This window comes from Arcicella rigui, from assembly GCF_034929435.1.
GTDB lineage: Bacteria > Bacteroidota > Bacteroidia > Cytophagales > Spirosomataceae > Arcicella > Arcicella rigui.
In genome coordinates this window covers 22,160-49,098 of record NZ_JAYFUM010000002.1, presented here as the reverse complement: position 1 = coordinate 49,098, position 26,939 = coordinate 22,160, and the positions used below count along the sequence as shown (strand labels likewise).

The following is a 26,939-nucleotide window of genomic DNA, read 5'->3' as shown; positions in this document are numbered from 1 at the left end:
GGATTTAAAGAAAAAGGTATTTTGGGAAAATGAGTTCCTAAAATACCTTTTTCTTTTTGAATTTATTTTTACCCTATTTTTTAGAACATTTCTTAATTCATAATTCAAAACTCTGAATTAAAATCATTTTCTAAAAATAATCGCTTTCACGGGTTCTATGCGTGTGATGACGAAGGTTGGGATAGTTAAAACCAAAATCACTAAGGAAACCGTTGCCAAATTCAATAAGAGTACAACGCCCCAGTTCATCATAATGGGTACAGTATTCATGTAATAATTCACGGGGTCGAGTGGAATAATTTTATAGTACTGTTGAAGCAAACAAATACCGATACCAAAGACATTTCCGTAAATCAGTCCACGGAAAATCATAGAAAAACCACTCCACAAAAATATCTTTCTGATTTGCCAATTACTTCCTCCCAGAGCTTTCAAAACGCCAATCATTGGTGTACGTTCTAACATCAATACCAATAATATTGAAATCATATTAAAAGAAGCCACAAACAAAATCAGCGTCAGGAAAATGACCATATTTCTATCCAACATTCCGAGCCAATCGAACAAACCCATGTAAGTAGCAGTTACTTTCTCTAACTTCATATCAGGCTGCATTTTATCTTGTACTTTCTTCGCAACGGCATTGAGTTGTTCAAAATCCTTGATATAAATTTCATAAGTACCTACCGAATCCGCTCCCCAAGTATTCATTTTTTGGATTAATCCCAAATCGCCAATAATTAGTGCTTTATCAAATTCCTCCATTTGGGTTTCGTAAATCCCTTTTACCAATAATTTACGTGGACGGTCGGGAGCATTCAAAAAATACATAATGACGCTACTTCCTACTTTTAAGTTGAGCTTATTGGCAATTACTTTACTCACTAAAATATCTTTTGAATAAGTATCTGGCAAAAATTGTATTTGTTTTCCTTCAATAATATTCGGAGCGAAGCGTTGAAAATCAAAGTCTGGTGCAATTCCTTTCATCACAACGCCTAAAATATCTTGGCGAGTTTTTAAAATACCTGCTTTATGAGCAACAGTTTGTAAATGGGCGATTTCGGGGATATTCTTGTAATGTCTGAAAAGGTCGGTTTGTTTCGTGATTGGATATTGTTCATAAGACTCATTAATTGAAAATTTGGCTACTTTGATATGAGCTGACAAACTGAACAATTTTTGATGAATAGCATCTTTGAAACCAAATAAAACTGCAAAAGCGATAATCATTACCGCCAAACCAATGGCGATACTTCCCACACCGATTTTAGTAACCGTTCCAGAAAAAGAGGTAGTTTTTGTATTTTGAATCCGTTGAGAAATGAAATAGGGGAAATTCATGCAGTATTTTGTAATTTTGTTTTTCAAGCACAAATTAAGTTTTTTTATTTTAAAAATGCTTGCTTGTTTTGAATTGAATGTTTTTGAGAGCGAACAAGCAATGACGTAATATCTGTATTCTGCTCAAAGATTTTTCAAATAATGTAATCAACAACGCTGTAAATCATGCTCCATTTCTCAAAAAACATCTTACTTTTCCTAACGTTTGTTTCTTTCATAGCTTGTGCTACTGTCAAAAAAGAAACGAAACCTCTCAAAACTGGTGCTGAACAAACCAATCTATATCTTCCATTGCTGCAAGGCAAAACGGTAGCCTTGGTTGTAAATCATACTTCGGTAATCAAACAAACGCACTTGGCAGATTCATTGATTTCGCTCGGTGTAAAAATCAAAACTATTTTTGCTCCTGAGCATGGTTTTAGAGGTACAGCCGACGCAGGCGAACACGTAGCCAATGGTGTAGATAAAAAAACAGGCATTGCCATCGTTTCTTTGTACGGCTCAAACAAAAAGCCTACTCCTGCCCAATTAGAAGGTATCGACATCGTAATTTTTGATATTCAGGATGTAGGCGTAAGATTTTATACTTATACTTCTACGATGCACTATGTGATGGAAGCTTGTGCTGAAAATGGAAAAGCCGTTTTGATTTTAGACCGCCCGAATCCAAACGGGCATTATGTTGATGGCCCAGTGCTGGACAGAAAATTTGCTTCTTTTGTAGGACTCAATCCCGTACCAGTAGTTCACGGATGCACAGTTGGCGAATTGGCAACGATGATTAATGAAGAAGGTTGGTTGAAAAATCAAGTAAAAGCCAATCTGACTGTCATCAAATGTTTAAATTACAAGCATTCAACTCCTTACACTTTACCAATTGCTCCTTCTCCTAATTTGCCCAACTTACAATCAATTCTTTTATATCCTTCTATTTGCTTTTTTGAAGGAACAGAAGTGAGTGTTGGACGAGGCACAGACAAACAGTTTCAAGTAATTGGCTCAGTAAATCCAAAATATGGAAGTTTTACTTTTACGCCCGAAGATAAACCGGGAGCAAAAAATCCACCCTTGAAAGGCAAACTTTGTTATGGTTTCGACCTCCGCCAAGTGGATGCTCGTAAACAAGGTTTTACCATCAAGTACATAATAGATTTTTATCAAAAAGCAGAAGACAAAAATAAATTTTATATCAATACTGCTTCGTTTGATAGACTTGTTGGCTCAGATAATTTAAGAAAACAACTGGCAGAAGGTTTGACCGAAACGGAGATTCGTAAAACTTGGCAAAACGATTTAGACAACTATAAAACACTCAGAAAAAAGTATTTGCTTTATGCTGAGTAAATAAAATCATCAAAAACTGGCTTTGACAAAGCCAGTTTTTTTGAAAAATTAAATAAAAAACAAATGTTGAATTACATCCTCTTCCTAAATATTGTTCTTACAGTTTATTTATTTTATAATCAATCAGGACGGTTCAGAGAATCTATCTTATTAGCCTTTTTAGTTTTTTCAGTTCAGATAGTGTTATTTGCCGAAGTATTGAGCATTTTTTCGGTGTTAAATTTTCCTTATCTGCTGACACTTTGGTTAATGAGTACTTCACTCCTCGCCTACCAAGTAAGTAAATCGCCAGCTAAAACAGAAAAATTACAAAGACTTTCAAAAGCGATTATCAGTGATTTCTCCACTTATAAATTTTTCTGTATTCCCATTAGCCTGATTCTTTTATTGACACTTTTCTTAGCTCTGATTTCGCCTATTAATAATAAAGACTCTCTGACTTATCATTTGTCGAGAGTAATGTATTGGATTCAGAATGAAGATTTAAGGCATTTCGCCACTAACAATTTTAGGCAAGTATCTTATAATATTTTTTCAGAATTGGCAATTCTTCACTTAATCATTCTTGGCAAAAGTGACTTTGCTACTAATTTGGTTCAATGGCTAAGTTTTTTGGGGGTAATTACTTGTTGTACCTTAGTTATTGAAAGACTTGGCGGAAAACCCAAAACGCAGTGGTTGGGAGCATTTTTGGTTGCCTCAATTCCGATGGTAGTTTTGCAGGCTACTTCTACACAAAATGATTTGACAGTAGCATTTTTTGTAATGACGGGCGTGTATTTTTTGCTCAATTATTTACAAGACAAAGCCTTTGTAAATATCGTTTTCTTTAGTTTTAGTTTGGGTTTGGCAGAACTTACGAAAGGAACAGGTTACATATTTTTATTTCCATTTTGTGTTTGGTTAGGCTTAGTGATGTTGTTCCAAGCATCTGGTTGGAAAAAAAGTAGTACTTGGTTGGGTTTTGCCACAATCATTTTGCTAAGTGTTGGTTTGAATTTGGGCTATTATTGGCGGAATTGGCTTATTTTTCATCATCCACTCGGAGAATCTTCTGGCGGAATGTCGCTGGATAATCATTCTTTGGTGGCATTAATTTCAAATATTAGCCGACATTTAAGTTTACATATTGGCATTCAGTCGCCCGGAAATATCTGGAATGATTTCTGGACGAGTCAGATGCTCAACTTACATCAAAAACTTGGCATTGATATATCCGACCCACTCACTACTTTTGGGATTAATCCATCTTTCAAAATTTCAAGATTAAATACCAGTGAAGATTACGCAGGTAATTTTCTTCACTTTTTCTTGATTTTAGCTGTTTCTTTGGTTTATCTTTTCCAGTCAAAAAAACAATCAAGACTAAGTATTTTTTGGTTTTGCAGTATCAGTACTTTTGTGCTTTTTTGTGCTTTATTGCGTTTCCAACTTTTTGGAAGTCGGCTACATACCCCATTTTTTTTATGTATGTGTTGTTTTACAGCTATGGTTATTGCTGATAAAACACGATTTATTAAAATACTGGTCATCTCACTTTCATTCGGTGTTTTACCATTTGTCTTTTTGAATTTTCAGAAACCATTGCTTTCTTTCAAAGCACTGACGGCATTAGTACAGAAATTGAGAAAAGTAGAAAGCAACGACATGACTTTGGCTTTGTATCAAAAAAAGAGTATCCTATTTTCTACTTATCGTGAAGTACTTACGCACGAAGGTTTGGATACACAAGCAACTGAGTTTTTGAATGCGACAGAATATTTACTAAAAGAGCCAGCCTTGCAATCGGTCGGTTTGGATATTGCCGGTGACGATAAAGATTATATTATTTTACGTGAACTCGTGCCAAAAGGCATTGAAGTAAGATGGGTAGGCGTATTTGACCCAGCTTTAGTAAAATTAACCAAGCCCGATTTTAAGCCCAATTATATCGTATCGAACAAGCATCATCAAAATGCGATTATCTATCATCAGCATTCTTACAAGAAAGTTTATGCAGAACAGGAAGTAGCATTATACCAAATTCAGAACAGTACAAGCACTAAATAAATGGTTGTTTTTGTAGAAAAATGACCTTATTTTGAGATTTATCCAATATGCTTTTTAATTCATTAGAATTTCTTTTTTTCTTTCCCATCGTCACGATTGTATATTTTTTAATTCCATATCGTTTCCGTTGGTCTTGGTTGTTGGCGGCAAGCTGTTATTTCTACATGGCTTTCGTGCCGATTTATATGCTAATTCTGGGCTTTACGATTCTGGTTGACTATTATGCAGGGATTTTTATTGAACAATCAGAAGACCAAAAAAGAAAACTTTTCCTCACGATTAGCCTGATAGCCAATATCGGGGTTTTGGCGGTGTTTAAGTATTATAACTTTCTGAACGATAATTTAGGCTTTTTGCTAAAAGGTTTTGCGATTGAAAATCCGATTCCCTATCTCAAAATTTTACTCCCAATCGGTTTGTCTTTTCATACTTTTCAGGCGATGTCTTATACAATTGAAGTATATCGTGGCAAACAAAAAGCAGAAAGACATTTTGGTATTTACGCTTTGTACGTAATGTTTTATCCGCAATTGGTAGCAGGGCCAATTGAAAGACCACAAAATGTTTTGCATCAGTTTTATGAAAAATTTGATTTTGATGCCAAAAGAGTAAGTGACGGGCTTAAATTAATGGCTTGGGGAATGTTCAAAAAAGTGGTAATTGCCGACCGTCTGGCGGTGATGGTCAATCAAGTGTATGATAATCCTTTTCATCAAACGGGGATTCCGCTTTTGGTAGCTACTTCGCTTTTTTCAATTCAAATTTTTTGTGATTTTTCGGGATATTCCGACATCGCTTTGGGTTCGGCACAAGTAATGGGTTTTGATTTAATGAAAAACTTCGACCGTCCATATTTCTCAAAAACCATTTCTGAATTTTGGCGACGCTGGCATATTTCACTTTCTACTTGGTTTCGTGACTATCTCTATATTTCGATGGGCGGAAATCGAGTACCAAAATGGCGAAAAGAGTACAATCTTTTTATCGTTTTTCTGGTTTCGGGTATTTGGCACGGAGCAAGTTGGAATTTTGTAATCTGGGGAGCAATACACGGATTTTATTTGATTTTTGCCAACCTTACTGCTGATTTTAGAAATAAGTTTATCGAAGTAATCGGCATCAAAAAACTGCCGACTTTGTATAAAATCATTCAGATTTTTACCATTTTTTGTTTGACAAGTTTCGCTTGGATTTTCTTCCGTGCCGTCGATTTCAAATCAGCATATTACATCGCCACACATTTGTTTACAGGGATTGGCGAGCAGATACTTCAAATAAGTAACAAAAGTTTTATTGAAAAAAATATATTTTTAGGACAAGGCATTTCAAATTTTGTAATGGTAGTCTTTGCCTTAATGGTGATGGAAACGGTACATTTTTTTCAAAGAGGACAAAGTTTAAGGCAAATTTTAAGTCAGAAACCTCTGGTTTTTCGCTGGCTACTCTACTACGGAATTGTGATGGCGATACTCTTTTTAGGAATGTACGACGCTCCAGCACAGTTTATTTACTTCCAATTTTAGAAAAAAGTAAAATATATTACTTCAAAACCGCAAATTTTCCCCAAATTTGCGGTTTATTTTTTAGCAAAGTTTTCAAGAGACAGCGTTTTGTCTTCCGAAAGCAGCAATCCGAAATCGAAAAATGTCCGAAAAAATTCTTATCCTCGACTTTGGTTCACAAGTCACTCAGTTAATTGCTCGTAGAGTTCGTGAACTTAATATTTATTGCGAAATACATCCTTTCAATAAAATTCCAACAATCGGCGATGACGTAAAAGGCGTTATTCTTTCAGGTAGCCCTTGTTCTGTCCGTGATGAAGACTCTCCAAGGGTGGATTTGAGCCTTTTTAGAGGTAAATTACCTGTATTGGGTATTTGCTACGGAGCTCAATTATTGGCTTACACAGGCGGTGGAGAAGTATATAATTCTGGACATCGTGAGTACGGAAGAGCTAAATTGCAAAAAGTAGCCGAAAATCCAATTTTGAACGATGTTTCTGAAAATAACCAGGTTTGGATGTCGCACGGTGATACCATCATGTCGATTCCAGAAGATTTTGAAATCATTGGTTCAACAGAATCAGTAAAAATTGCCGCTTTCCATATCAAAGGCGAACAAACTTATGGGATTCAATTTCACCCAGAAGTAACGCACTCTTTAGAAGGAAAAACGATGTTGAAAAACTTCGTGATTGGCGTTTGTGGATGTTCACAAGATTGGACGGCAGATTCATTTGTTGATACAACTGTTGCTGAATTAAAAGCACAATTGGGCGAAGATAAAGTAGTTTTAGGACTTTCTGGCGGTGTAGATAGCTCAGTTGCTGCTGTGTTGATTCACAAAGCGATTGGCAAAAACCTTTACTGTATTTTTGTTGACAACGGTTTGCTGAGAAAAAATGAATTTGAAGACGTTCTTGAATCATACAAAAATCTTGGTTTGAATGTAAAAGGTGTTGATGCAAAAGAACAATTCTATTCGGCATTAGCAGGCTTGACAGACCCAGAAGCTAAACGTAAAGCCATCGGTAAAGTATTTATCGACGTTTTCGACCAAGAATCTCATTTAATTGAAGACGTAAAATGGTTGGGACAAGGTACAATTTATCCAGATATTATTGAATCAGTTTCCGTTAGTGGAGGGCCTTCACAAACGATTAAATCTCACCACAACGTTGGCGGTTTACCTGATTATATGAAATTGAAAATTGTTGAGCCACTTAAAACTTTGTTCAAAGACGAAGTACGTTTGGTAGGTAGAACTTTAGAAATTCCAGACTTTATTTTGGGTCGTCATCCATTCCCAGGGCCGGGTTTGGGAATCAGAATTTTAGGAGATATTACTCCCGAAAAAGTACAGATTCTTCAAGAAGTTGATGCCATTTTTATCAATGGTTTGAAAAATAAAGGCTTGTACAACAACGTTTGGCAAGCAGGTGCGATGTTATTACCGATTCAGTCAGTAGGTGTAATGGGCGATGAGCGTACTTATGAAAGAGTAGTAGCGTTAAGAGCGGTTTCATCTGTTGACGGTATGACGGCTGACTGGTGTCATTTACCTTATGAGTTTTTAGCAGAAATTTCTAACGAAATTATCAATAAAGTAAAAGGCGTAAACAGAGTAGTTTACGATATTTCATCAAAACCACCAGCAACGATTGAGTGGGAATAAATGAACGAAGAGTACTAAATGTTGAATGAGGAACTTTAAAATGTACTACACACTTTTAAACAAATTCCTCAATACTTTCAAAAGAAGAAAGTCCGAATTTTTTCGGGCTTTTTTCTTTTATCATATTTCCTGACCGTTTAATAAGTTTTAAGTGTATTTTAAAAACTTAATGTTTAATTTGTGTTTTATCAAAAAATAATTCTCCACATGAAAAAATTAACTCTAATTCTATTCTCCATCCTTTCATTCTTCTACCTCACAAGTTGTGAAGAAGGATTCAGCCCTAATGTAACTCCCGCTCCTACTGAAGTAAGTATCATCGGACAGTGGAAATTCAATAGTTTAGGAGCAGTAACAAACGTCAAAAGCTATGAAGCTACCTTAGATGAAATCAAAAAGTTCTCAGGAAATAATACTGCAACAACTGATTCTATCGCTTCCTTGTATGCTTATGAATTTAAAAGTGACAGTACTTATATTGCAGGTGATGACAGAGGGAAATGGAATATGTCGAGTGATAAAAAATCAGTCACGCTTACTTCGACACAAAACGTAGGTTTTGATGGAAAATATCAAGTAATAACGTATCAGATTGCATCCTTAACATCCACTGATTTAAAATTAGCTTATAAAAAATTAGTTGCCGATGCGAATGGAGAAATCGAAACTGATGGTTTTACAGACTTTCTTTACTTAGTCGTCGGTTATTATGTTATTCAGATAAAAGGTAATGCCGTAGAAGCCAATCAAGCTACCTCTTTACAAACAACCATTTCTTTGAAACGATAAAATACCTTACAATAAAGGTATTATTGCTATTTTATTCCAACCATTCAAATACAAACAATGAAAATTAAAATCCTAACACTCTGGGCACTGTTATTATGTCTAAATTCTTTTGCTCAAAAAGTTTCACAAAACACCAATTATCAATTTTATATTGATTTAACTAAAGTCCAGAATGATAAATTAGAAGTATCATTGATTACGCCTAAAATCTCAAAAGATGAAGTAATTTATAATTTTCCTAAAATTGTTCCTGGTACTTATGCCAATTATGATTTTGGTAGATATATCTCTGATTTTAAAGCCTTTGACGATAAAGGAAAAGCTTTAGTAGTAGATAAATTAGATGTGAACAGTTACAAAATCAAAGGAGCAAAAAAGTTATTTAAAATTGCTTACTTGGTAGATGATACTTGGGATTCGCCAGAAGTAAAAGGTGAGTACATTTTTGAACCTGCTGGAACTGACATCGAAGAGAATAAATTATTCGCCATCAATACACATGGTTTCTTTGGATATTTTGATAATCTAAAGAAAACTACCTTCGACCTTACCTTCACTAAGCCAAATGGTTTTTATGGAGCTTCGTCACTTTCGACTACAAAATCGGACGATAAACAAGATGTTTTCAGTGTTTCAAACTACAATGATTTAGTAGATGCACCGATTATGTACACAAAACCAGATACAACCATTTTAAAAGTTGGTGGTTCGGATATTTTAATTTCGGTTTATTCACCTAACAAAAAAGCAAGTTCTGCTGAAATTGCGGAGAATGTAAAAACACTTTTAGAAGCTCAGAAAGAGTATTTAGGTGGTACTTTGCCGATTAAAAAATATGCGTTCTTAATCGTTTTGTCGGATAATTTGAAAAACGGTAGCTATGGTGCTTTAGAACACTCGTACTCGTCGTTTTATTACTTACCAGAATCTACGTCTGACGAGCTTTCGCAAACCGTAAAAGATGTTTGTGCTCACGAGTTTTTTCATATCGTTACGCCTTTGAGTATTCACTCAAAAGAAATCGGAGATTTTGATTTCAATAAACCAAAAATGTCAAAACATCTTTGGTTGTACGAAGGACTTACAGAATATGCCGCTGGACACATGCAGGCTAAATATGATTTAATCGACTTACCGACTTATATCAGTATGCTTCGTGGTAAGATTATTAGCATGTATGAGCGTTATCAAGACGATTTGCCGTTTACTGTAATGTCGGCTGATGTTTTGGATAAATACAAAGAGCAATACCAAAATGTGTATGAAAAAGGTGCATTGATTGGCTTGTGTTTAGACATTAAATTACGTCAATTGTCGGACGGGAAATACGGTACTCAGAATTTGATGAGAGATTTATCAAAATACTATGGAAAAGATAAATCGTTCGATGATGAAGAGCTTTTTGATAAAATCGTAGAAGTATCAAAAATGCCAGAAATTCGTCAGTTTTTCACGAATTATGTAGAAGGAAAGCAACCATTACCTTTAGAAGAAACCTTCAATAGCGTTGGTATTAGCTTTAAAAAGACCAATAAGAAATTTGAAAAAAGCTTAGGTTTCTCAATTTACAATTTGGGAATCAATCCTGAAACAAAAGGTATTTTCATTATCGACGACGAAGGAATTGATAGTTTCGGAGCAAAATTAGGTTTTAAAGCTGGTGACGAATTAGTTTCATTGAACGGAAAACCTTTAGATTTAGCCAATTTCAGAGCAACTCGTTTAGATTTTAATACGAATAGCAAAGAAACAGACGACATCACTTATGTAATTTTAAGAAAAGATGGCGACAAAAAAGTAGAAAAAACATTAACGGCAAAACTCTTTATTCCAGAAGTAACCGAGAAAAATCTTCTACTTCCTGTTCAAAATCCAAGCGAAGCCCAAATCAAACTTCGTAAAGCATGGTTAAGTCCAGAAGAAAAATAAAAAAATAATCGCAAACGCCAGTCAAGCTCATCTTTGACTGGCGTTTTTGTATTATCTTGTCTTTCAAATCATTACAGAATTCGACACACATTTACCTATTCTTTCCTCTATTTAACCAAATGCAACGAAAATCTCTGTCATACTGTCTTCTCATTGGTTTTCTGGGATTTATTGCTTGTAAAAATACCATTCGAGACTGCGAATGTGTTGCTCCGCCAGAAACAGGAATGTCTTATTTCTATACTTCCATAAAACAATTTACTACGTATGAAGTGCAAGAAATAGAATACTATATCACGCAAGAGCCTACTATTAAAAACTATCAAATCAAAGAATTGGTAGCTACTTTCTTTACAGATTTAGACAGACAAGAAAGCCTCAGAATCGAGCGTTATCGAAGAAACAATGATAAGGAAATATGGCAAATTGAGGCAGTTTTTACCGCTAAAAAACGAGGTAATGAAGCTTTAAAAACCGAAAACAACCAAACTTTTGTAAAATTTGTATTTCCACTTTCCGAAAATCAGACATGGAATGGAAACGCCTATAATGCTTTAGGGAAAGATGATTATACTGTAAAAAACCTTCATCAAGCTTTTAGTATCGACAACAAAGTATTTCCTAAAACAGTAACTATCGTTCAACAAAATGATTCTACTTTGGTTGATTTAAATAAAAGAATGGAAGTTTATGCCGAAGGAATTGGTTTGATTTATGCAGAAAATAAAAGTATTACTTATTGTAGTAAAGCAGATTGCATCGGGAAAAATAAGATAGATTTTGGAAAAAGTATTCGTATGAAAATCAAAGATTATGGAACAGAATAAAATACATTTATCCTTTTTAAGAAGTTTATACTTGATAACTTCTCTCCTGTTTTTCTTTCCGAAATTAACCTTTTCACAAACTGCTGGTAAATATTTGGTCGTTTTCAAAGACAAAAATAATTCCCCTTATTCTACCGATAAGCCTTTGGCTTTCCTTTCACAACGTTCTGTTGCTCGCCGAGAAAGACAAAAAATTGCCTTTACCAGCAAAGATTTACCCGTAAATCCAGCCTACTTACAAGCTGTAAAAAACACAGGAGCGAAAGTAATTTATACTTCCAGATGGATGAATGCCGCATTAATTCAATGTTCGTCCACCGTTTTATCCTCGGTTTTATCACTTTCTTCTGTAAAAGGTTTAGCTGTAAATATGGCTCTCGACAACCCTGCAACAAGAAGCGGACGAAAAGCAAGCAAATTTGAAACCTTAGCCACCAATTCTCTCGACTACGGTTTGGCAACCACCCAAAACAAAATGATTGGTGTAGATAAAATGCACGATGAAGGCTTTAGAGGAGAAGGAATGTTGATTGCGATTCTGGATGCTGGTTTCAGAAATGCCAATACGATTACAGCCTTAAAACCAATTTTTGATGAAAATAGAATAGTAGGCACGTATGATTTTGTAGAAAATAATCAATCTGTTTACGATGATGACTCACATGGCACAAACGTATTGTCATGTATCGGAGCGTATTCGCCTGCAGGAATGATTGGCACGGCTTATAAAGCTTCGTTTTTATTATTACGTTCAGAAGATTCCTCCTCAGAGTACTTGATTGAAGAAGCCAACTGGCTTTTTGCCGTAGAATATGCCGATAGTGTTGGGGTTGACTTAATCAATTCGTCATTGGGTTATACAGAATTTGATAATGCAACCATGAATCATACTTACGCAGACATGAATGGTAAAACCACCATTGCTGCAAAAGCTGCCGCTTGGGCAGCCTCAGTGGGCATCATCTGCGTTATCAGTGCAGGAAATGATGGAAATGGCTCTTGGCGATACATCTCTACTCCTGCTGATGCCGATTCTGTTTTAACCGTTGGTGCGGTTGATGCCCAGAATACTTATGCCATTTTTAGTTCGATTGGGCCATCGTCAGATGGAAGAGTAAAACCTGATGTAGTGGCCATGGGACAAAGCGTGGCAGTAGTTTCACCCAATGGCAACGTAATTACCAGTCAGGGAACTTCATTTTCTTCACCCATTTTATGTGGCATGGTAGCGGGATTTTGGCAAGCGAATCCAACTTTAACAGCCATACAAGTAATAGAAAGAATTAGAAAGTCGGGACATCAATATAATCAGCCAGATGAAAGATTGGGCTACGGCATACCAGATTTTGTTCGAGCCAATACCAACGAAGTTGTACTTGCGGTAGAAGATGAAAACAATTCACTTTTTAGTGTATATCCCAATCCAAGCTCAAGCGACATCACAATTCAAATCAAGGATAGCCGATTAAGTAATTATTTTAGCTCATTAATGGATATTACAGGCAAAACACTAATGTATCAAGAAGTAAATACAGCAACGTTCAAAATGTCGTTGGCAAACTTAGCAGTCGGCACATACTTCTTACGCATTGGTAATGATGCTAAAAGTACTTTAATGAAAGTGTTGAAGGTTAATTAGGTTTTATTTGAATATTGATTATGGTTAAATTTAATCTTGGCTGACTTGTGGCATGATACAATTGGCTAAGGAATTATTAGTAAAAATGACGAAAATAAGAGAAATACGACAAAACTTTCTCATATTAGCGATTTAGTGAAAAGTTAAGAAACAATGAATGCTTACGAAATCTTGAAAAATATACATAAAGTAGGACATCGCATTTCTGGCGTAGTTTTAGGACACGAAAGATTTGAGATTCAAGGTTTTGTAACTTATCACGTAGAAGTTGAAACAGATTCTAAGTATAAATCAATCTTAGTATATAATTCTTTTGACTCCGATTTACAATTAATAGATAGTGAAATACCTCAAAAAGGAACAGTCATTGAAATGGTGGTAAAAAACTTTGTTGATGAAACCAAAACATTATATTTAAGTTCAAATCCATCTGATTTAAATGAAACCGAGATAAGATTATATAAAGAATTCTATGAAGTTATCGAAAATATAAAAGAGGGCACTATCCTAATGGGAAAAATAAATAAAGTCGTTCCATTTGGACTTTTTGTTGATTTAGAAAATTGTCCCTTTATTGGGCTTATTGATATTGGACACTTAAATTTTAATAATGGAAAGCAATTACCCATTGGTTTTTCCAGTTGGATAAAAGAAGGAGATAGCATAAAATGTATTGTTTCATATTTTAGGTTTCATAACAGACAAATAGGATTAGGTTGGTTACCTGATGAAACAAGATAATACAACAAACCTTTCGCAAAAAAACTTCGCCTAATACATATTGGTGAAATCAATAGCATGATAAAACTTAGACAAAAGGACATTATGAACAATACACTTAAAAACACTCAAAAACTCAGAGAGGCTTCAAACATCTATAAATAATGTGTAAATTTGCTGAATAACAATCAGTTAAAAAATGAAGGCAAAATATGTAAATCCATTTACAGACTTTGGTTTTAAGAAAATCTTCGGTGAAGAAGCCAGTAAACCATCGCTTATTGACTTCCTGAATGCTTTGTTACCAAACACAGGCAAAATCGTTGATTTGACTTTTAAAAACAACGAACAACTTGGGCAAACAGACCTTGATAGAAAAGCCATTTATGACATCTACTGCGAAAACGAAAAAGGTGAAAAATTTATAGTTGAACTTCAAAAAGCGAAGCAGAACTATTTCAAAGAAAGAACCATCTACTATTCAACTTTTCCGATTAGAGAACAAGCTGAAAGAGGAGAATGGAATTACAATCTGAAAGCAGTTTATTGTGTTGGCATTTTGGACTTTACATTTGATGATTATGAATCTGAACCTGAAAAAAGTGAGGTTGTTCATACTATAAAATTAAAAAATCAACATGGCAAAACTTTTTATGACAAACTAACTTTCATTTACCTTGAAATGCCAAACTTCAAAAGAAAGGAAAATGAACTTGAAACTCGTTTGGATAAATGGCTTTATTTCATCAAATATTTAGAAGATTTTCAGACGATTCCAGCAATATTTACAGACGAAGTATTTAGTCAAGCATTTGAGAAAGCTGAACTCGCAAAATTTGGACAAACTGAGCTGGCAAACTATGAAAACAGTTTGAAAATATATAGAGACTTAAAGGGTGTTATTGACTCAGCTTTTGAGGAAGGGATAAATGAAGGTGTTCTAAAAATTGCAAGAAAAATGAAACTTAAAGGGCTTTCATCTTTGGATATTTCAGATTTGACAGGACTGTCTGAATCAGAAATAAACGACCTTTAAAAATGTAATGAGCAAGATTAGGTTCGACCAAAATTCGGGCTTAATCATGAAGTAGTTTTACAAAAACCCTCAAAAAAAAGAGAAACGCCAGAATAATATATTCAAGCGTTTCTCTTTTTTAATTTTATCTGTACCAACTATCTATTTTCTTTCATATTGGGTTTAACAATATATTTGAATGCTGTTCCCGAAAGAATATATCCCGTAGTGGTAGCAGTTGAAAATACTTTATAGTTCAGATTCATAATACCACTTGCTCCTAAATCTTGGGCTTGTGTTACTAATCTTGCTAAAATTGCTTCCTTTTCCTGTTGGTCATTGCCACGTTTCAACATTCTTCCTTTATACTCTTGGTCGGCTGACAAAGGATATTCTTCAGAAATTGATAATTTTTCAATTTCTTGAAAACTTGTTTTAGGCTGTTCATTTCCTTGTAAAATCTCAATAGGATATTTATCAGGAATCTGAAAACCTAAACCAGTATGTTGGTCGTAGCCCCCACTTTGGTAGTTCGGACTATAATAAGTGGTAGGTTGAAAATTTTTAGTAGGCTGACAATTGGTAAATGACAAAGCCAAAATGCCTAAACTTAAAACCTGCTTCCAATTAAATACTTTCTGAATCATAAATTAATACTCTCTCCCAAAGATGTTTGCAGTCATCTATAAACTTTAGATGAAGGGGATGTACTTGGTACTCATCGTGACCTGCCGCATCATCAAATACGGTTAGCTCGCAATAATCATAACTACGGTCAATTACTGGGCGGTCGGTTGCTGCTGGCGGTCCTACACTAAACGTTTTAATACTTTCGATATTGCCAAGTGACTTTACGCCCTCAACAAATTTCTGACGGTCGGCTTCTGACAAGTCTTTCTTTAACCAAAAATTTACTACGTGAACAAACATAAGTATGAGTTGTGAGCGGTTCGCCGCTACGATTATGAGTTTTGAATGGTGAATTTGATGTACGATATTATAATTCAAACAGCAACTTCTTCCATTTTAATTTTATAAAAAATATTTTTTAGTAAACTAAAAAATCAAGTAATGAATACAATTTAATTAAAGTTTGTGTTTATTGTAAGTATTTAATAATCAAAACATTGATATACTAATTACCAATCACTCCTTCATTACAAATTATCTTTTTCAAGGATTACCGCCATTCTTTCGCCAAGTTCATCTGATGCTTTCATCAAAGGCAAACGAACATCTGAACCACTGATTCCTTTTAATTCTAAAATTTTCTTCACTCCTACTGGATTGCCTTCTTCATATAAAAGTGGGTCAATCGCTAAGAAATCGCCTAATACTTTACGTGCTGCAAGGAAGTCTCCATCTAAGGCAGAGTGAATCATTTTAGTAAATTTCTCAGGAACTGCATTCGCAATTACCGACATCACACCTACACCTCCGCAAGCAATAATTGGCACAGCTTGTACATCGTCTCCAGAAATCAACAAAAAGTCTTCAGGCTTATCTTTATAAATTTCCATGCACTGTTCAATAATACACGAAGCTTCTTTTACTCCGATGATATTTGGATGTTCAGCCAATTTCAAAGTAGTCGCTGCCGACATATTAATTCCTGAACGTCCGGGAATATTATACATAATTACTGGCACTGGCGAAGCATCAGCAACGGCCGTATAATGTGCAATTACTCCACGAGCTCCCGGCTTATTGTAATAAGGACAAACCGAAAGAATCGCATCAACTCCTGTAAAATCTGTTGCTTGGATAGCCTTAATTACTTCTGGCGTATTGTTTCCTCCAAGTCCGTAAACGATTGGAAGGTTCTTTGAATTATTTTCCTTAATAAACGCTAAAATCGCATTTTTTTCTGCGGTACTGGTTGTGGCAGATTCTCCAGTTGTTCCTTGAACCACTAAATAATCAACACCACCGTCGCTTACGTGCTGGACTAATCTTTTTAATCCTTCATAATCAATACTGCCATCTTCAAACATTGGAGTTACTAAAGCTGGAGCTACGCCGTGGAATTTTGGTCTCATTTTTGGATTTTTTACGATTGTACAATCGTCTATATTTAAAAACTATTGGTCTCTTTTTAATTTGAAAATTTGAAGATTTGGTGATTTGAAAATGGAGTAAATTTTAAAGTACAAATGGCTAAAAAACTACAATACCTAAAATCAAAAAGCTAAAAGCTCATCACTCAAAGCTAAAAGCTAAAAGCTATCACAACATTTTTTCAAACTCTTCTTCTGTAATTACTTGAACGCCCAATTTCTCGGCTTTTTGTAGTTTTGATGGCCCAGCATCAGAGCCTGCTATCAAAAAGTTCAGCTTACCAGAAACGCCACTCAATACTTTTCCGCCATTGGCTTCAATTTTTACTTTTAAATCATCTCTGCCATAATTTTGAAAAGTTCCCGAAATTACGAAAGTTTTTCCTTCTAAACTGTTCCCTTCTACAACAATTTCAGTGCTTTCGTGAATAAATTGTAAACCTGCTGCCTTTAATTTTTCAATGTAAGCCTGATTTTCTTCATCTTGAAAATACGCTACTACACTTTGGGCTATTCTATCGCCAATTTCGGGTACTTGTAAAAGCTCTTCATAAGTAGCCTTAGCAAGGGCATCGATGTTATTGAAATAAGAAGCTAATTTTTCAGCAACAGTAGCTCCAACAAAGCGAATACCTATGCCAAAAAGTACTTGTTTGAATGGTATTTCTTTAGATTTCTGAACGCCAGAAAGAATATTATTGATTGATTTTTCTTTGAATCCTTCTAAATTCGCCAACTTATCTTTTGTCAGTTCGTATAAATCGGCTGGACTTTTTACGATTCCTTTTTGGTAAAATAAATCAATGGTTTCTGTTCCCAAATTCTCAATATTTAGGGCTTTTCTTTGAATAAAATGTTCAATTTTTCCTTTGATTTGTGGCGGACAACCTTTCTCGTTTGGACAATAATGGTTGGCTTCACCTTCTTTTCTAATTAATGGTGTATCACATTCGGGACAAGTAGTTGGAAATTGTACTTTTTCAAAAGCCAAACTTCTTTTACTGGTATCTACTCCCGTAATTTTAGGAATAATTTCGCCCCCTTTTTCAACAAAAACCGTATCGCCAAGGTGTAAATCCAAACGCTCAATTTCATTGGCATTATGAATACTTGCTCGTTTTACCACTGTTCCGGCTAATAAAACAGGTTTTAAATTAGCTACTGGCGTTACGTTTCCTGTTCTTCCTAATTGATAACTTACTGACTCCAAAGTAGTTGAAGCAGATTCTGATTTATATTTATAAGCAATCGCCCATCTTGGCGATTTAGCTGTATAACCTAAAATTTCTCTTTGTGCAATGGAATTTACTTTTATTACAATGCCATCAGTATTCAAAGGCAAGTCATAACGAGCAATATCCCAATGGTCGATAAAAGCCAATACTTCTTCTAAAGTTTTGCATTTTTTCCAGGTTGGTGAAACGTTGAAACCTGCTTTTTTCATCCAGTGCAAACTTTCTTCGTGGCTTTCAAATACTTCTTCATTTGCCAAGAACTGATAGAGGTAGCAATCCATTTTTCTCTTCGCAACTACGGATGAATCTTGCATTTTGAATGTTCCAGAAGCTGCATTTCTTGGGTTGGCAAGCAATGCCTCGCCAATGTCTTCTCTTTCTTTGTTCAAAGATTCAAATGACGACAAAGGCATGAAACCTTCGCCTCGTACTTCAAAGACAGCAGGCATATTTTCAGCATTGATTCGCAATGGAAGTGTGCGAATGGTTTTCACATTGGCAGTAATATCGTCGCCACGAACGCCATCACCACGAGTAACGCCACGCACCAAAACGCCGTTTTCATACCAAACCGAAAGGGCAACGCCATCAAACTTTAATTCACAAATATATTCGTAAGGCTCGCCATCAAGTCCTTTTCTTACTCTTTCATCAAAATCCGCCAATTCACCAGCATTATAAGTATTACCCAAAGAAAGCATCGGGAAACGGTGATTGACAGCCTCAAATTCTTTTGAAATCGTTCCTCCTACTCGGTGCGTTGGCGAATCGTTTCTAATAAATTGCGGATATTGAGCTTCTAATTGTTGTAATTTTTCGAGTAGTTTATCAAATTCATAATCAGACACTTCTGAGTCGGCAGTGATATAATATCTATAATTCAGTTCATTCAACTGGTCGGTCAATTGATTGATTTCTTCCTGTGGGTTCATTTCAAAAAGCTTTAAATTTTTATCGAATTTAAAGCCAAAATATAAGTTATTTTAAAATTTAGCCTAAAAATCCACAAAAATTCTTAGCTATCGAATTTCCTGCTTTTTGTTTTTGTCTTTGCGTCTGATAAGAATATGTGGTAATTTTACCAAGCTATTTTCATGCTATAAAAATCAACGACGCTCAAATGACAAATGTCTTTCAAGCATTCTTTCGCTTACAAAACCTCATCCTTATTTGCATTCTAACGCTTGCCTTTTTTTTACGCATCAATCAATTAGATGAACACGGTATTTTCTTTGACGAAAAAGCTACGCTCTTGGTAAGTCAGGGAATGGCAATGGAAGGCAGTACACAAAAAAACTGTTTTAATACGCCCAACAAAAGTACTTTTACACCGCAAGAATTTTGGCAAGAAAAAAGCCTTCAAGATTATTTTGAAGCCAACCGAAGAAGTGATATTGGCAACAGCCCCGCTTATTATTTAGTCTTACATTTCTGGACAAAAGCCTTTGGATTAAGTGATTACGCAATCCGTTTTTTCTCAGTTTTGTGGAGTATCGCTACTATCATTTTACTTTTTTTCTTTGTAAAAGAGCATTTCAAAAACAACAATTTAGCCCTTATTTGTGCTGGATTAATGGCAATTGAACCTTTCTTTATTGCCGTTAGTCAGCAAGCAAGAAATTACTCGATGAGCTTTTTCTTTACACTTTTGGCTACGCATATTTTCTTGAAAATTATTAAAAGAGAAGAAAAAGAACGCTCTGCTGCTGGACTTTACTGGACTTACGGATTTCTTTCTGCAGTCTGTTTATTATCGCATTTCCTTACGGCTACGGTTTTTATGGCTCATGGCTTGTACGTTTTATTGTTTGTCCGTAAACTTCGTCCTTGGATTTTCCTGCCTTTGAGTTTGTGTATTGGCGGAGCATTTTTTGGTTACTGGATTACTTTTGGCGGTGGCGATTATACTTTCAAAACCTTGGCATACCAAGCCAAAGTCTATTACCAAGAAGCCCACAGCGTTCCGAATCCGCACGCTGGATATATTGACCCCGCTACGCCCAAAAATGTATTGAAAAAAGCAACGCCCATTTTTTTAGATTTATTCATTCTTGCCAATGGACTCATCAATAAAATGATTGGTTTCCGCAATTTAGCTTTAGCGATTTTGGTGGCTTTGCTTTCGGTTTTTTCTTTGAATCGTTACTTCAAAAACCAACAAACTATTTGGCTTTGGGGAATTATTGCTTTGAACGCCATTGCTTTCTTTGTGTACTCAACGGGTAAATTTCAATTTTTAGCCTTCGTCAATTTGTCACTTTTATTTTACTTGCTGTTGCATTCTTTCAAAGCAAAAAAAGAAGTTTTTGAACAGAGACTCTTGGTGTTTATGGCAATTTTGGCATTTCTCCCAAGTATTTTTTTAGTAATAATGACCTTCAAAAACGGACATACCTTTGGTCTAACACAACGTTATTCTGGTTTTTCGTTTCCATACTCCATTATTTTTGTAGGTTTAGCAATCTCTCAGGTAAAATGGGAAATAAAGCCCTTAAATTTCTTTATTTTTGCTGTTCTTTTTGCTCATTTGGTTTATGTCGGACAGACGATTCAAGAAGTCCTCAACGACGTTTCGGTAAAATACAATTACAGAAGTGAAGCCCGAAGCAAAAATCCATACCCAGCCATTGCCCAAAAACTAACGAAGTATTATCAAACAGGAGATACTATTTTGTACCCCTCTTACATCGAAAGTTTTTATGCGGCTGATACTTTAGGAAAAGTAGAAAAACAATCAAATCTGGATGCACAATACGTAAATTTGTATTTGCCAAAAGATGCCCAATTCATACAAAAAGTAAACATTACAGAACGAAACAAAGTATTTTTAAAGAAAAAAGACGGTCGTCTCCTTGAAATCTTTGATTTGAAAGAGAAAAAATACCGTTATTAAATTATGAGTAATATCCTGATTGCCCCTTCTTTGCTTGCAGCAGACTTCGCAAATCTCCAAAGAGATATTGAAATGGTAAATGCTTCCGAAGCCGATTGGTTTCATATTGATGTAATGGACGGACACTTTGTGCCTAACATTTCTTTCGGAATGCCCGTTATCGAAGCCATTAATCGCCATGCTAAAAAGCCATTAGATGTTCATTTGATGATTGAAAAGCCAGAGCGATACTTAGCTGAATTCAAAAAAATTGGTGCTACCAACATCACTGTTCATTATGAAGCCTGCACGCATTTGCATCGTACAATTCAGCAAATCAAAGATTTAGGTTGTTTGGCTGGTGTGGTACTTAATCCTGCAACGCCTGTTTCTGTATTAGAAGAAATTTTACCAGACTGCGAAATGGTTTTATTGATGTCGGTAAATCCGGGTTATGGCGGACAAAAATTCATTGAATCTACTTACGACAAAGTGCGTAAATTACGCCGTATGATTGAGGAAAAAGGATTGAATACTTTAATCGAAATCGACGGTGGTGTAAACCAAGAGACAGGTCAAAAATTAGTTGAAGCGGGTGCAGATATTTTAATTGCAGGAAGTTATGTATTCGGGGCAAAAGACCCAATGCAAACCATTGCTGGACTAAAAAACATTAAACGATAGTCATTATTCTGTGATTGTTAAATAGAGATTGGGTAGTTAGTACTCCAATCTCTTCACAAAATCAGTCAATTTTAATTACTCATTACTGCCTCAATTTTGGAAAGAGTAAAAAAAAAAAGGGAATTTTCGTTTAATTTTATTGGTAAAAATCTAATCGCTTTGTTAATCAAATTATAATGAGAATACTGCTGTTTTTATTATTCTTTCTCATTTCAAGTCTTTCATTCGCCCAAAAAACATTTTGGGCAAGTAAAGTTGTTGCCTTTTCTTCAGAATATTCGGATGCACTTACTACCAAAGAAAACCGTGCGATTCAAGTTCTGGGAAGACCCAACAAGCTCCCTCAAATTGGTATGAGTGCTTGTGCTTGGCAGCCACTCACACAGAATAATCCACAAGAAGAATTTATTATTGTTAGTTTTGATACCCTAATGTCAATTCAACAAGTGGCGGTTGCAGAAAACTACGGACAAGGTTGTGTGGTAAGAGTAGAAGCTTTTGATGAATTCGATAACCTAAAATTACTTTGGGCAAATAAATCTGCTCCGACGGGTGAAGTTGGGAAAATGTTAAATATTGTTTTGCAAAAACCTACGCCATTCAAAGTAAGAAGTATCAAAGTTGTACTGAATACCAACAGAATCAAAGGCTGGAGTCAGATAGATGCGATTGGTATTTCGCAGGCTACTACACCCATCAAAGCCACTATTAATCTTGCCAAAAACTTGCCTACCGAACTTGTTAAAGAAAATCTGGGCAAAAGTGTTAATTCAGAATATCGAGAAATTGCACCTGTCATTTCACCAGATGGAAAAACTTTGTACTATACTCGTTGGAAACATCCCGACAATTTAGGCAAAGATAAAAATCAAGATATTTGGTATTCGGAATTGCAGGGAGATAAAAAATGGGGAGCGGCTGTACTTTTCCCTGCTCCTATCAACAACAATGAACACAATGCGATTTGTGCTATTTCGCCCGACGGCAAAACAATTTTATTGAACAATGTCTATCTACCAGACGGTACAATGGCAAAAGGCGTTTCGATGTCCACAAAAAGCAGTAAAGGTTGGGATTTCCCGAAGGCTTTAAACATTAAAAATTTCAAAAATAAATCTGATTATGCAGAATACAGTTTTTCGCCCAATGGACGAGTACTCATTCTGACAGGTCAATTCAAGGAAACACAAGGTGGAAAAGATGTTTACTTGTCATTTTTACAAGCAGACAATACTTGGTCTGAGCCACAAGATGCAGGTTCAGTGATTAATACTGCCGAAGATGAAAGCACGCCATTTATTGCCGCAGATGGAAAAACACTTTATTATTCAACCAGAGGACTAAGTGGTTTTGGAAGTAACGATATTTTTATGTCACGCCGTTTGGATGACACTTGGTTGAAGTGGTCTGAACCCGAAAACTTAGGGCCAATCATCAACACGCCAGAATGGGACGGTTACTTTTCGATTTCAGCTTTGGGTGATTATGCCTTTTTTAGTTCGCAAGAAAACGCCATAGGAGAAGAAGATATTTTTAAATTTAAAGTACCTGAATCCATCAAGCCAGATGCCGTAGTACAAATAACGGGTGGTGTTTATAATTACAGTGATAAAAAACCAATTTCAGCCAGCATTAATGTACAGTCGATGACTGATAAAGATACCGTTTGCGTTACTTATGACCCACAAACGGGCGATTATAAATTGATGTTGCCAGCTAAGAAAAGCTATACCATTTCGGCTTCTAAAAAAGGTTTCATGTCTATATCAGAACCTTTAGATTTTACAAAAGAGACCAATTTTAAAGAAATCAAAAAGAATATTTATCTCTATCCGATAGAAGCTGGGCAAAGGATTACCTTAAATAGCGTATTTTTTGAACAAAGTAAGTATGAAATTTTACCAAGTTCGTACCCAGAATTAGACCGAATTGTTAGCTTGATGAGGGAAAATCCGACGATGGAAATCATGCTTGAAGGACATACCGACAATCAGGGTGACTGGAATGCCAACTTGTTGCTTTCAAAACAAAGAGTGGACGAAGTAAAGAAATACTTAGCCAGTAAAAACATTAATATGAGCCGAATCCAAACGCAAGGATATGGTTCTACTCGACCAGTTTCAAGTAATAATTCAGAAGAAAAACGTAAATTGAACCGTAGAGTAGAATTTATGATTATCAAAAATTAAGTAACTCTTTGCCAAAGGACTCATGCTGAAATTTCAGCAATTGGTATTATTTTTGTCAAATTAGGATATAATTAAACAAATATGGCTTTAATGAAAATCAAGTCCTTTTCCATATTATTGCTATTATATTCCTTTTCCTTCACGGCATTGTCCCAAAAAACATATTGGGCAAGCCAAATTTTTAGTTTTTCTTCCGAAAAAGTAATCCCATTTCAACAGTTAGGACATAAAGCCGTACAAGTATTGGGCAAGCCCAATGTATTGCCCCAATACACCCAAAGTGCTTTAGCTTGGCAACCTTCCGTACAAAAGAAATCAAGTGAAGAATATATCACCGTTGGCTTTGATACTTTGATGCACATACAGCAAGTAGCCGTTGCCGAAAATTATGGTATTGGCAGTATCGACAAAGTAATCGCCTTTGATTCTTTAGCAAAACCTTACACCCTTTACCAAAGAGATGCAGCCATTATTCCGAGAGATAAAGGCGAAATGTTCAATGTGATTTTACCCAATAAAACACCTTATAAAGTATATGCCATCAAAATTGTACTGAATATTGAAAAAATCAAAGATGCCAATCAGATAGATGCCATTGGTATTTCGGCAAGTACAGACCCCATTCAAGCGATGGTGAATGTGGCAGCAGATGCTCCGGGTGAAGTTTATCGAGAAAATTTAGGAAAAAATATCAATTCAAGGCATCAAGAATTTGCTCCTGTTATCTCTTCTGATGGTAAAACGCTTTATTATACTCGTAATTATTTAAGCCTTTTCGGTAAACAAGGCGACCAAGATGTGTATTTCAGTGTGCAGGATGAAGCGGGCAATTGGCAAAAAGCACAAAATATTGGAGCACCCATTAATACCGAAGATAAAAATGCGGTTTTGGCAGTTTCGGCAGATGGATACGAACTGTTGCTGATGAATAAGTATCATCCAGACGGACATTTGTCTTCGGGGATTTCAAGGACTTATCGTACCGCCAACGGCTGGTCTTTTCCAGAAGAAGTAAAAATTGATAATTATTACAACCAAAGCCCCAACGCTGAATTTTCGGTTTCTGCTGATGGTAAAGTAATGGTGATGTCTATCCAAAGAAAAAATGCCATTGGTAGCCGAGATTTATATGTTTCGTTCAGAAAACCGAATAATACTTGGACTGAACCTAAAAATTTAGGGAAAACCGTCAATAGCATCGAGCATGAAGTAACGCCATTCATTGCTGCCGATAACAAAACACTCTATTTTTCGACTCGTGGATTTTCTGGTTTTGGTGACAATGACATTTTTAAAAGTGTCAGGTTAGACGATACTTGGACATCTTGGACAGAACCCGAAAATCTTGGCCCAGCCGTGAATACTTCCAATTGGGACGGTTATTTTACCATGCCAGCTTCTGGTGATTTTGCCTATATTTGTTCATTTAGTGGCGGAGCAAAGGAAGATATTTACAAATTAGTTTTACCTAAAACGGCTCAACCCAATCCTGTGGCAATTGTAACGGGCAATGTGTTGTCGAGTAACGAAAGACTGGCCATTCCAGCCAAATTGACCATGACGGCGAGAAGTTCAGTAAATAAAACTGAGATAAAGCAATACGAACCCAGTACTGGTGCGTTTAGTTTCGTAATACCGCTGAATGATATTTATGATTTTATTCCAGAAGCAACTGGTTTTATTGCCGTCAACGAAACCATTGATTTAAGAAATGTAAATGAGTACCAAGAAATCAAAAAAGATTTTTATCTCATTCCAATCGAAGTTGGAAGTAAAGGTATTCTAAACAGTTTTTCATTTGAACAAGGTGAAGCTAAATTACAACCTTCATTGATGCGAAATTTGGATAGAATTGTACAAGTTATGAAAGACAATCCGACTTTGGAAATTCTCTTTGAAGGACACACTGATAATCAGGGAGACTTTCAATTGAACATGAAATTATCGGAAGACAGAGTTGCAGCAGTAAAAAAATATTTGGTCAGTCAGGGAATTTTACCTCAAAGAATTAAGACCAAAGCTTGGGGCCCAACTCGACCTATTTCTAACAATGCCAACGAAGAACAACGCCAAAGAAACCGAAGAGTAGAGTTTACAATCATTAAGAAATAGTACTTTTCTTTGTGTAAGGCTTAAAAAGCAGTTATTTTTGTGTATTCTTCATAGGACAGCCCTAAGTTTCATAAAATGAAACTGGCAAAATAACCCAAAGAAGCCCGAATGACAACTACGATAAGTAACTCAATTGAAGTATTGCAAGACTTAAAAAAGTGGCAAGGAACACTACGCCTCAAGATTTTAAATATGTATTTTAAAGCCAACGCTGGTCATATTGGCTGTTCGCTTTCTTGTATCGACCTAATGATTGCTTCTTTGATGTCTCACAAACGCAAAGACGAAGTTTTTATCCTCTCCAAAGGTCATGCGGCGGCATCTTTGTACGCTTGTTTGCATGAATTAGGTGAAATTTCAGATGAATTACTCAGTACTTATTATAAAGAAGGTACAGTTTTGCCTGCTCACCCAGCTCCTAATAAAATTTCAGGAATTCCATTTGCTACGGGTTCGTTGGGGCATGGTTTACCCATCGCTTTAGGCATTGCTCAAGCCAATAAGATTCTCGGAAATGACGAAACTACTTATGTGCTGATGTCAGACGGAGAAACCAATGAAGGGACAACTTGGGAAGCTGCTCATTATGCCGTAGCCAAGCAATTGGATAATCTGATAGTGATGATTGATAAAAACGGTTTGCAAGGTTTTGGAAATACCAATCAAGTATTGGGAATTTCTGCCGATGCTACCAAATGGCAAGTAATGGGTTTTGAAGTAGCAGAATGCGACGGACACGATGTTGAAGCACTTTATCAGCAAATAGATTTTTTCAAAAATAATAAAAACGGCTTGCCAAAAGTAATCATTGCCAATACGGTAAAAGGAAAGGGCGTTTCTTACATGGAAAATCGCTTGGAGTGGCATTACCTTCCTATGAATCCAGAACAGTACGCCGTTGCTACCAATGATATTTTGAAGGCATATCTTTAATCATCGTCTATTGACCTAAAAGGTTTT

Annotated in this window: 20 protein-coding genes; 15 read left to right on the top strand and 5 right to left on the bottom strand. The window is 35.7% G+C overall.

Annotation, left to right across the window (positions count from 1 at the left end; translation table 11 throughout):
* Positions 1 to 123: 123 nt before the first annotated feature.
* Positions 124 to 1,371 (bottom strand): ABC transporter permease, encoded by a 1,248-nt coding sequence (locus tag VB248_RS02210; RefSeq protein WP_323295097.1) that lies wholly within the window; start codon positions 1,369 to 1,371, stop codon positions 124 to 126.
* Between the two features lie 138 nt (positions 1,372 to 1,509).
* Between VB248_RS02210 and VB248_RS02205 the strand changes: the two genes are divergently transcribed.
* The 10 genes from VB248_RS02205 (at position 1,510) to VB248_RS02160 (ending at position 14,851) form a co-directional block, all read left to right on the top strand.
* Positions 1,510 to 2,688: an exo-beta-N-acetylmuramidase NamZ family protein gene (locus VB248_RS02205; RefSeq protein WP_323295096.1), complete on the top strand. Its 1,179-nt coding sequence runs from the start codon at positions 1,510 to 1,512 to the stop codon at positions 2,686 to 2,688.
* Positions 2,689 to 2,751: 63 nt separating this feature from the next.
* Positions 2,752 to 4,737 carry an ArnT family glycosyltransferase gene (locus VB248_RS02200; protein WP_323295095.1) on the top strand — a complete coding sequence of 662 codons (1,986 nt, stop codon included), beginning with the start codon at positions 2,752 to 2,754 and terminating at the stop codon, positions 4,735 to 4,737.
* Positions 4,738 to 4,784: 47 nt separating this feature from the next.
* A complete protein-coding gene (locus tag VB248_RS02195) occupies positions 4,785 to 6,260 on the top strand; it encodes an MBOAT family O-acyltransferase (RefSeq protein WP_323295094.1) in 1,476 nt (491 codons plus the stop codon).
* A 121-nt stretch (positions 6,261 to 6,381) separates the two neighbouring features.
* The gene (gene guaA, locus VB248_RS02190) at positions 6,382 to 7,911 is read left to right on the top strand and encodes a glutamine-hydrolyzing GMP synthase (protein WP_323295093.1); all 1,530 of its coding nucleotides are present in this window, start codon (positions 6,382 to 6,384) and stop codon (positions 7,909 to 7,911) included.
* A 207-nt stretch (positions 7,912 to 8,118) separates the two neighbouring features.
* Positions 8,119 to 8,700, top strand: coding sequence for a hypothetical protein (locus VB248_RS02185; protein WP_323295092.1), 582 nt, complete (start codon positions 8,119 to 8,121; stop codon positions 8,698 to 8,700).
* 57 nt (positions 8,701 to 8,757) lie between these two features.
* Complete coding sequence (locus tag VB248_RS02180) at positions 8,758 to 10,629, top strand: M61 family metallopeptidase (RefSeq protein WP_323295091.1); 1,872 nt, start codon at positions 8,758 to 8,760, stop codon at positions 10,627 to 10,629.
* Between the two features lie 119 nt (positions 10,630 to 10,748).
* Complete coding sequence (locus VB248_RS02175) at positions 10,749 to 11,456, top strand: hypothetical protein (protein ID WP_323295090.1); 708 nt, start codon at positions 10,749 to 10,751, stop codon at positions 11,454 to 11,456.
* Positions 11,443 to 13,095, top strand: a complete 1,653-nt coding sequence (locus tag VB248_RS02170; RefSeq protein WP_323295089.1) for a S8 family serine peptidase — start codon at positions 11,443 to 11,445, stop codon at positions 13,093 to 13,095. Before VB248_RS02175 ends, VB248_RS02170 begins: the two co-directional genes overlap by 14 nt.
* 153 nt (positions 13,096 to 13,248) lie before the next feature.
* The gene (locus tag VB248_RS02165; RefSeq protein ID WP_323295088.1) at positions 13,249 to 13,836 is read left to right on the top strand and encodes a S1 domain-containing protein; all 588 of its coding nucleotides are present in this window, start codon (positions 13,249 to 13,251) and stop codon (positions 13,834 to 13,836) included.
* A gap of 178 nt (positions 13,837 to 14,014) precedes the next feature.
* Entirely contained in the window at positions 14,015 to 14,851 is an 837-nt protein-coding gene (locus tag VB248_RS02160) for an Rpn family recombination-promoting nuclease/putative transposase (RefSeq protein WP_323295087.1), read from the top strand.
* 137 nt (positions 14,852 to 14,988) lie between these two features.
* Here the strand turns inward: VB248_RS02160 and VB248_RS02155 are convergent, their stop codons facing one another.
* From VB248_RS02155 to ligA, 4 genes are all read right to left on the bottom strand, one after another.
* Positions 14,989 to 15,477 carry a hypothetical protein gene (locus VB248_RS02155; RefSeq protein WP_323295086.1) on the bottom strand — a complete coding sequence of 163 codons (489 nt, stop codon included), beginning with the start codon at positions 15,475 to 15,477 and terminating at the stop codon, positions 14,989 to 14,991.
* Entirely contained in the window at positions 15,458 to 15,760 is a 303-nt protein-coding gene (locus VB248_RS02150) for a Dabb family protein (protein WP_323295085.1), read from the bottom strand. The genes VB248_RS02155 and VB248_RS02150 overlap by 20 nt, the downstream gene beginning before the upstream one ends.
* A 227-nt stretch (positions 15,761 to 15,987) precedes the next feature.
* On the bottom strand, positions 15,988 to 16,869 hold the full coding sequence (dapA, locus tag VB248_RS02145; protein ID WP_323295084.1) for a 4-hydroxy-tetrahydrodipicolinate synthase: 882 nt from the start codon (positions 16,867 to 16,869) through the stop codon (positions 15,988 to 15,990).
* Positions 16,870 to 17,056: 187 nt separating this feature from the next.
* The gene (ligA, locus tag VB248_RS02140) at positions 17,057 to 19,054 is read right to left on the bottom strand and encodes an NAD-dependent DNA ligase LigA (protein ID WP_323295083.1); all 1,998 of its coding nucleotides are present in this window, start codon (positions 19,052 to 19,054) and stop codon (positions 17,057 to 17,059) included.
* A 188-nt stretch (positions 19,055 to 19,242) separates the two neighbouring features.
* On the opposite strand from ligA, the gene VB248_RS02135 reads away from it, so the two are divergent.
* The 5 genes from VB248_RS02135 (at position 19,243) to VB248_RS02115 (ending at position 26,912) form a co-directional block, all read left to right on the top strand.
* Positions 19,243 to 21,015 carry a glycosyltransferase family 39 protein gene (locus VB248_RS02135; protein WP_323295082.1) on the top strand — a complete coding sequence of 591 codons (1,773 nt, stop codon included), beginning with the start codon at positions 19,243 to 19,245 and terminating at the stop codon, positions 21,013 to 21,015.
* 3 nt (positions 21,016 to 21,018) lie between these two features.
* A complete protein-coding gene (rpe, locus tag VB248_RS02130) occupies positions 21,019 to 21,678 on the top strand; it encodes a ribulose-phosphate 3-epimerase (RefSeq protein WP_323295081.1) in 660 nt (219 codons plus the stop codon).
* Between the two features lie 176 nt (positions 21,679 to 21,854).
* Complete coding sequence (locus VB248_RS02125) at positions 21,855 to 23,867, top strand: OmpA family protein (RefSeq protein ID WP_323295080.1); 2,013 nt, start codon at positions 21,855 to 21,857, stop codon at positions 23,865 to 23,867.
* Between the two features lie 147 nt (positions 23,868 to 24,014).
* A complete protein-coding gene (locus tag VB248_RS02120) occupies positions 24,015 to 25,979 on the top strand; it encodes an OmpA family protein (RefSeq protein WP_323295079.1) in 1,965 nt (654 codons plus the stop codon).
* A gap of 108 nt (positions 25,980 to 26,087) precedes the next feature.
* Positions 26,088 to 26,912 (top strand): transketolase, encoded by an 825-nt coding sequence (locus VB248_RS02115; protein ID WP_323295078.1) that lies wholly within the window; start codon positions 26,088 to 26,090, stop codon positions 26,910 to 26,912.
* Positions 26,913 to 26,939: the final 27 nt, after the last annotated feature.

Excerpts from the sequence above, each read along its gene's own strand:
- VB248_RS02160 (WP_323295087.1), top strand. The coding sequence starts at position 14,015 with ATGAAGGCAAAATATGTAAATCCATTTACAGACTTTGGTTTTAAGAAA.
- VB248_RS02175 (WP_323295090.1), top strand. The coding sequence starts at position 10,749 with ATGCAACGAAAATCTCTGTCATACTGTCTTCTCATTGGTTTTCTGGGA.
- ligA (WP_323295083.1), bottom strand. The coding sequence starts at position 19,054 with ATGAACCCACAGGAAGAAATCAATCAATTGACCGACCAGTTGAATGAA.
- VB248_RS02185 (WP_323295092.1), top strand. The coding sequence starts at position 8,119 with ATGAAAAAATTAACTCTAATTCTATTCTCCATCCTTTCATTCTTCTAC.
- VB248_RS02200 (WP_323295095.1), top strand. The coding sequence starts at position 2,752 with ATGTTGAATTACATCCTCTTCCTAAATATTGTTCTTACAGTTTATTTA.
- VB248_RS02205 (WP_323295096.1), top strand. The coding sequence starts at position 1,510 with ATGCTCCATTTCTCAAAAAACATCTTACTTTTCCTAACGTTTGTTTCT.
- VB248_RS02165 (WP_323295088.1), top strand. The coding sequence starts at position 13,249 with ATGAATGCTTACGAAATCTTGAAAAATATACATAAAGTAGGACATCGC.
- VB248_RS02170 (WP_323295089.1), top strand. The coding sequence starts at position 11,443 with ATGGAACAGAATAAAATACATTTATCCTTTTTAAGAAGTTTATACTTG.
- VB248_RS02150 (WP_323295085.1), bottom strand. The coding sequence starts at position 15,760 with ATGTTTGTTCACGTAGTAAATTTTTGGTTAAAGAAAGACTTGTCAGAA.
- VB248_RS02125 (WP_323295080.1), top strand. The coding sequence starts at position 21,855 with ATGAGAATACTGCTGTTTTTATTATTCTTTCTCATTTCAAGTCTTTCA.
- VB248_RS02155 (WP_323295086.1), bottom strand. The coding sequence starts at position 15,477 with ATGATTCAGAAAGTATTTAATTGGAAGCAGGTTTTAAGTTTAGGCATT.
- VB248_RS02115 (WP_323295078.1), top strand. The coding sequence starts at position 26,088 with ATGACAACTACGATAAGTAACTCAATTGAAGTATTGCAAGACTTAAAA.
- VB248_RS02195 (WP_323295094.1), top strand. The coding sequence starts at position 4,785 with ATGCTTTTTAATTCATTAGAATTTCTTTTTTTCTTTCCCATCGTCACG.
- VB248_RS02135 (WP_323295082.1), top strand. The coding sequence starts at position 19,243 with ATGACAAATGTCTTTCAAGCATTCTTTCGCTTACAAAACCTCATCCTT.
- rpe (WP_323295081.1), top strand. The coding sequence starts at position 21,019 with ATGAGTAATATCCTGATTGCCCCTTCTTTGCTTGCAGCAGACTTCGCA.
- guaA (WP_323295093.1), top strand. The coding sequence starts at position 6,382 with ATGTCCGAAAAAATTCTTATCCTCGACTTTGGTTCACAAGTCACTCAG.
- VB248_RS02180 (WP_323295091.1), top strand. The coding sequence starts at position 8,758 with ATGAAAATTAAAATCCTAACACTCTGGGCACTGTTATTATGTCTAAAT.
- dapA (WP_323295084.1), bottom strand. The coding sequence starts at position 16,869 with ATGAGACCAAAATTCCACGGCGTAGCTCCAGCTTTAGTAACTCCAATG.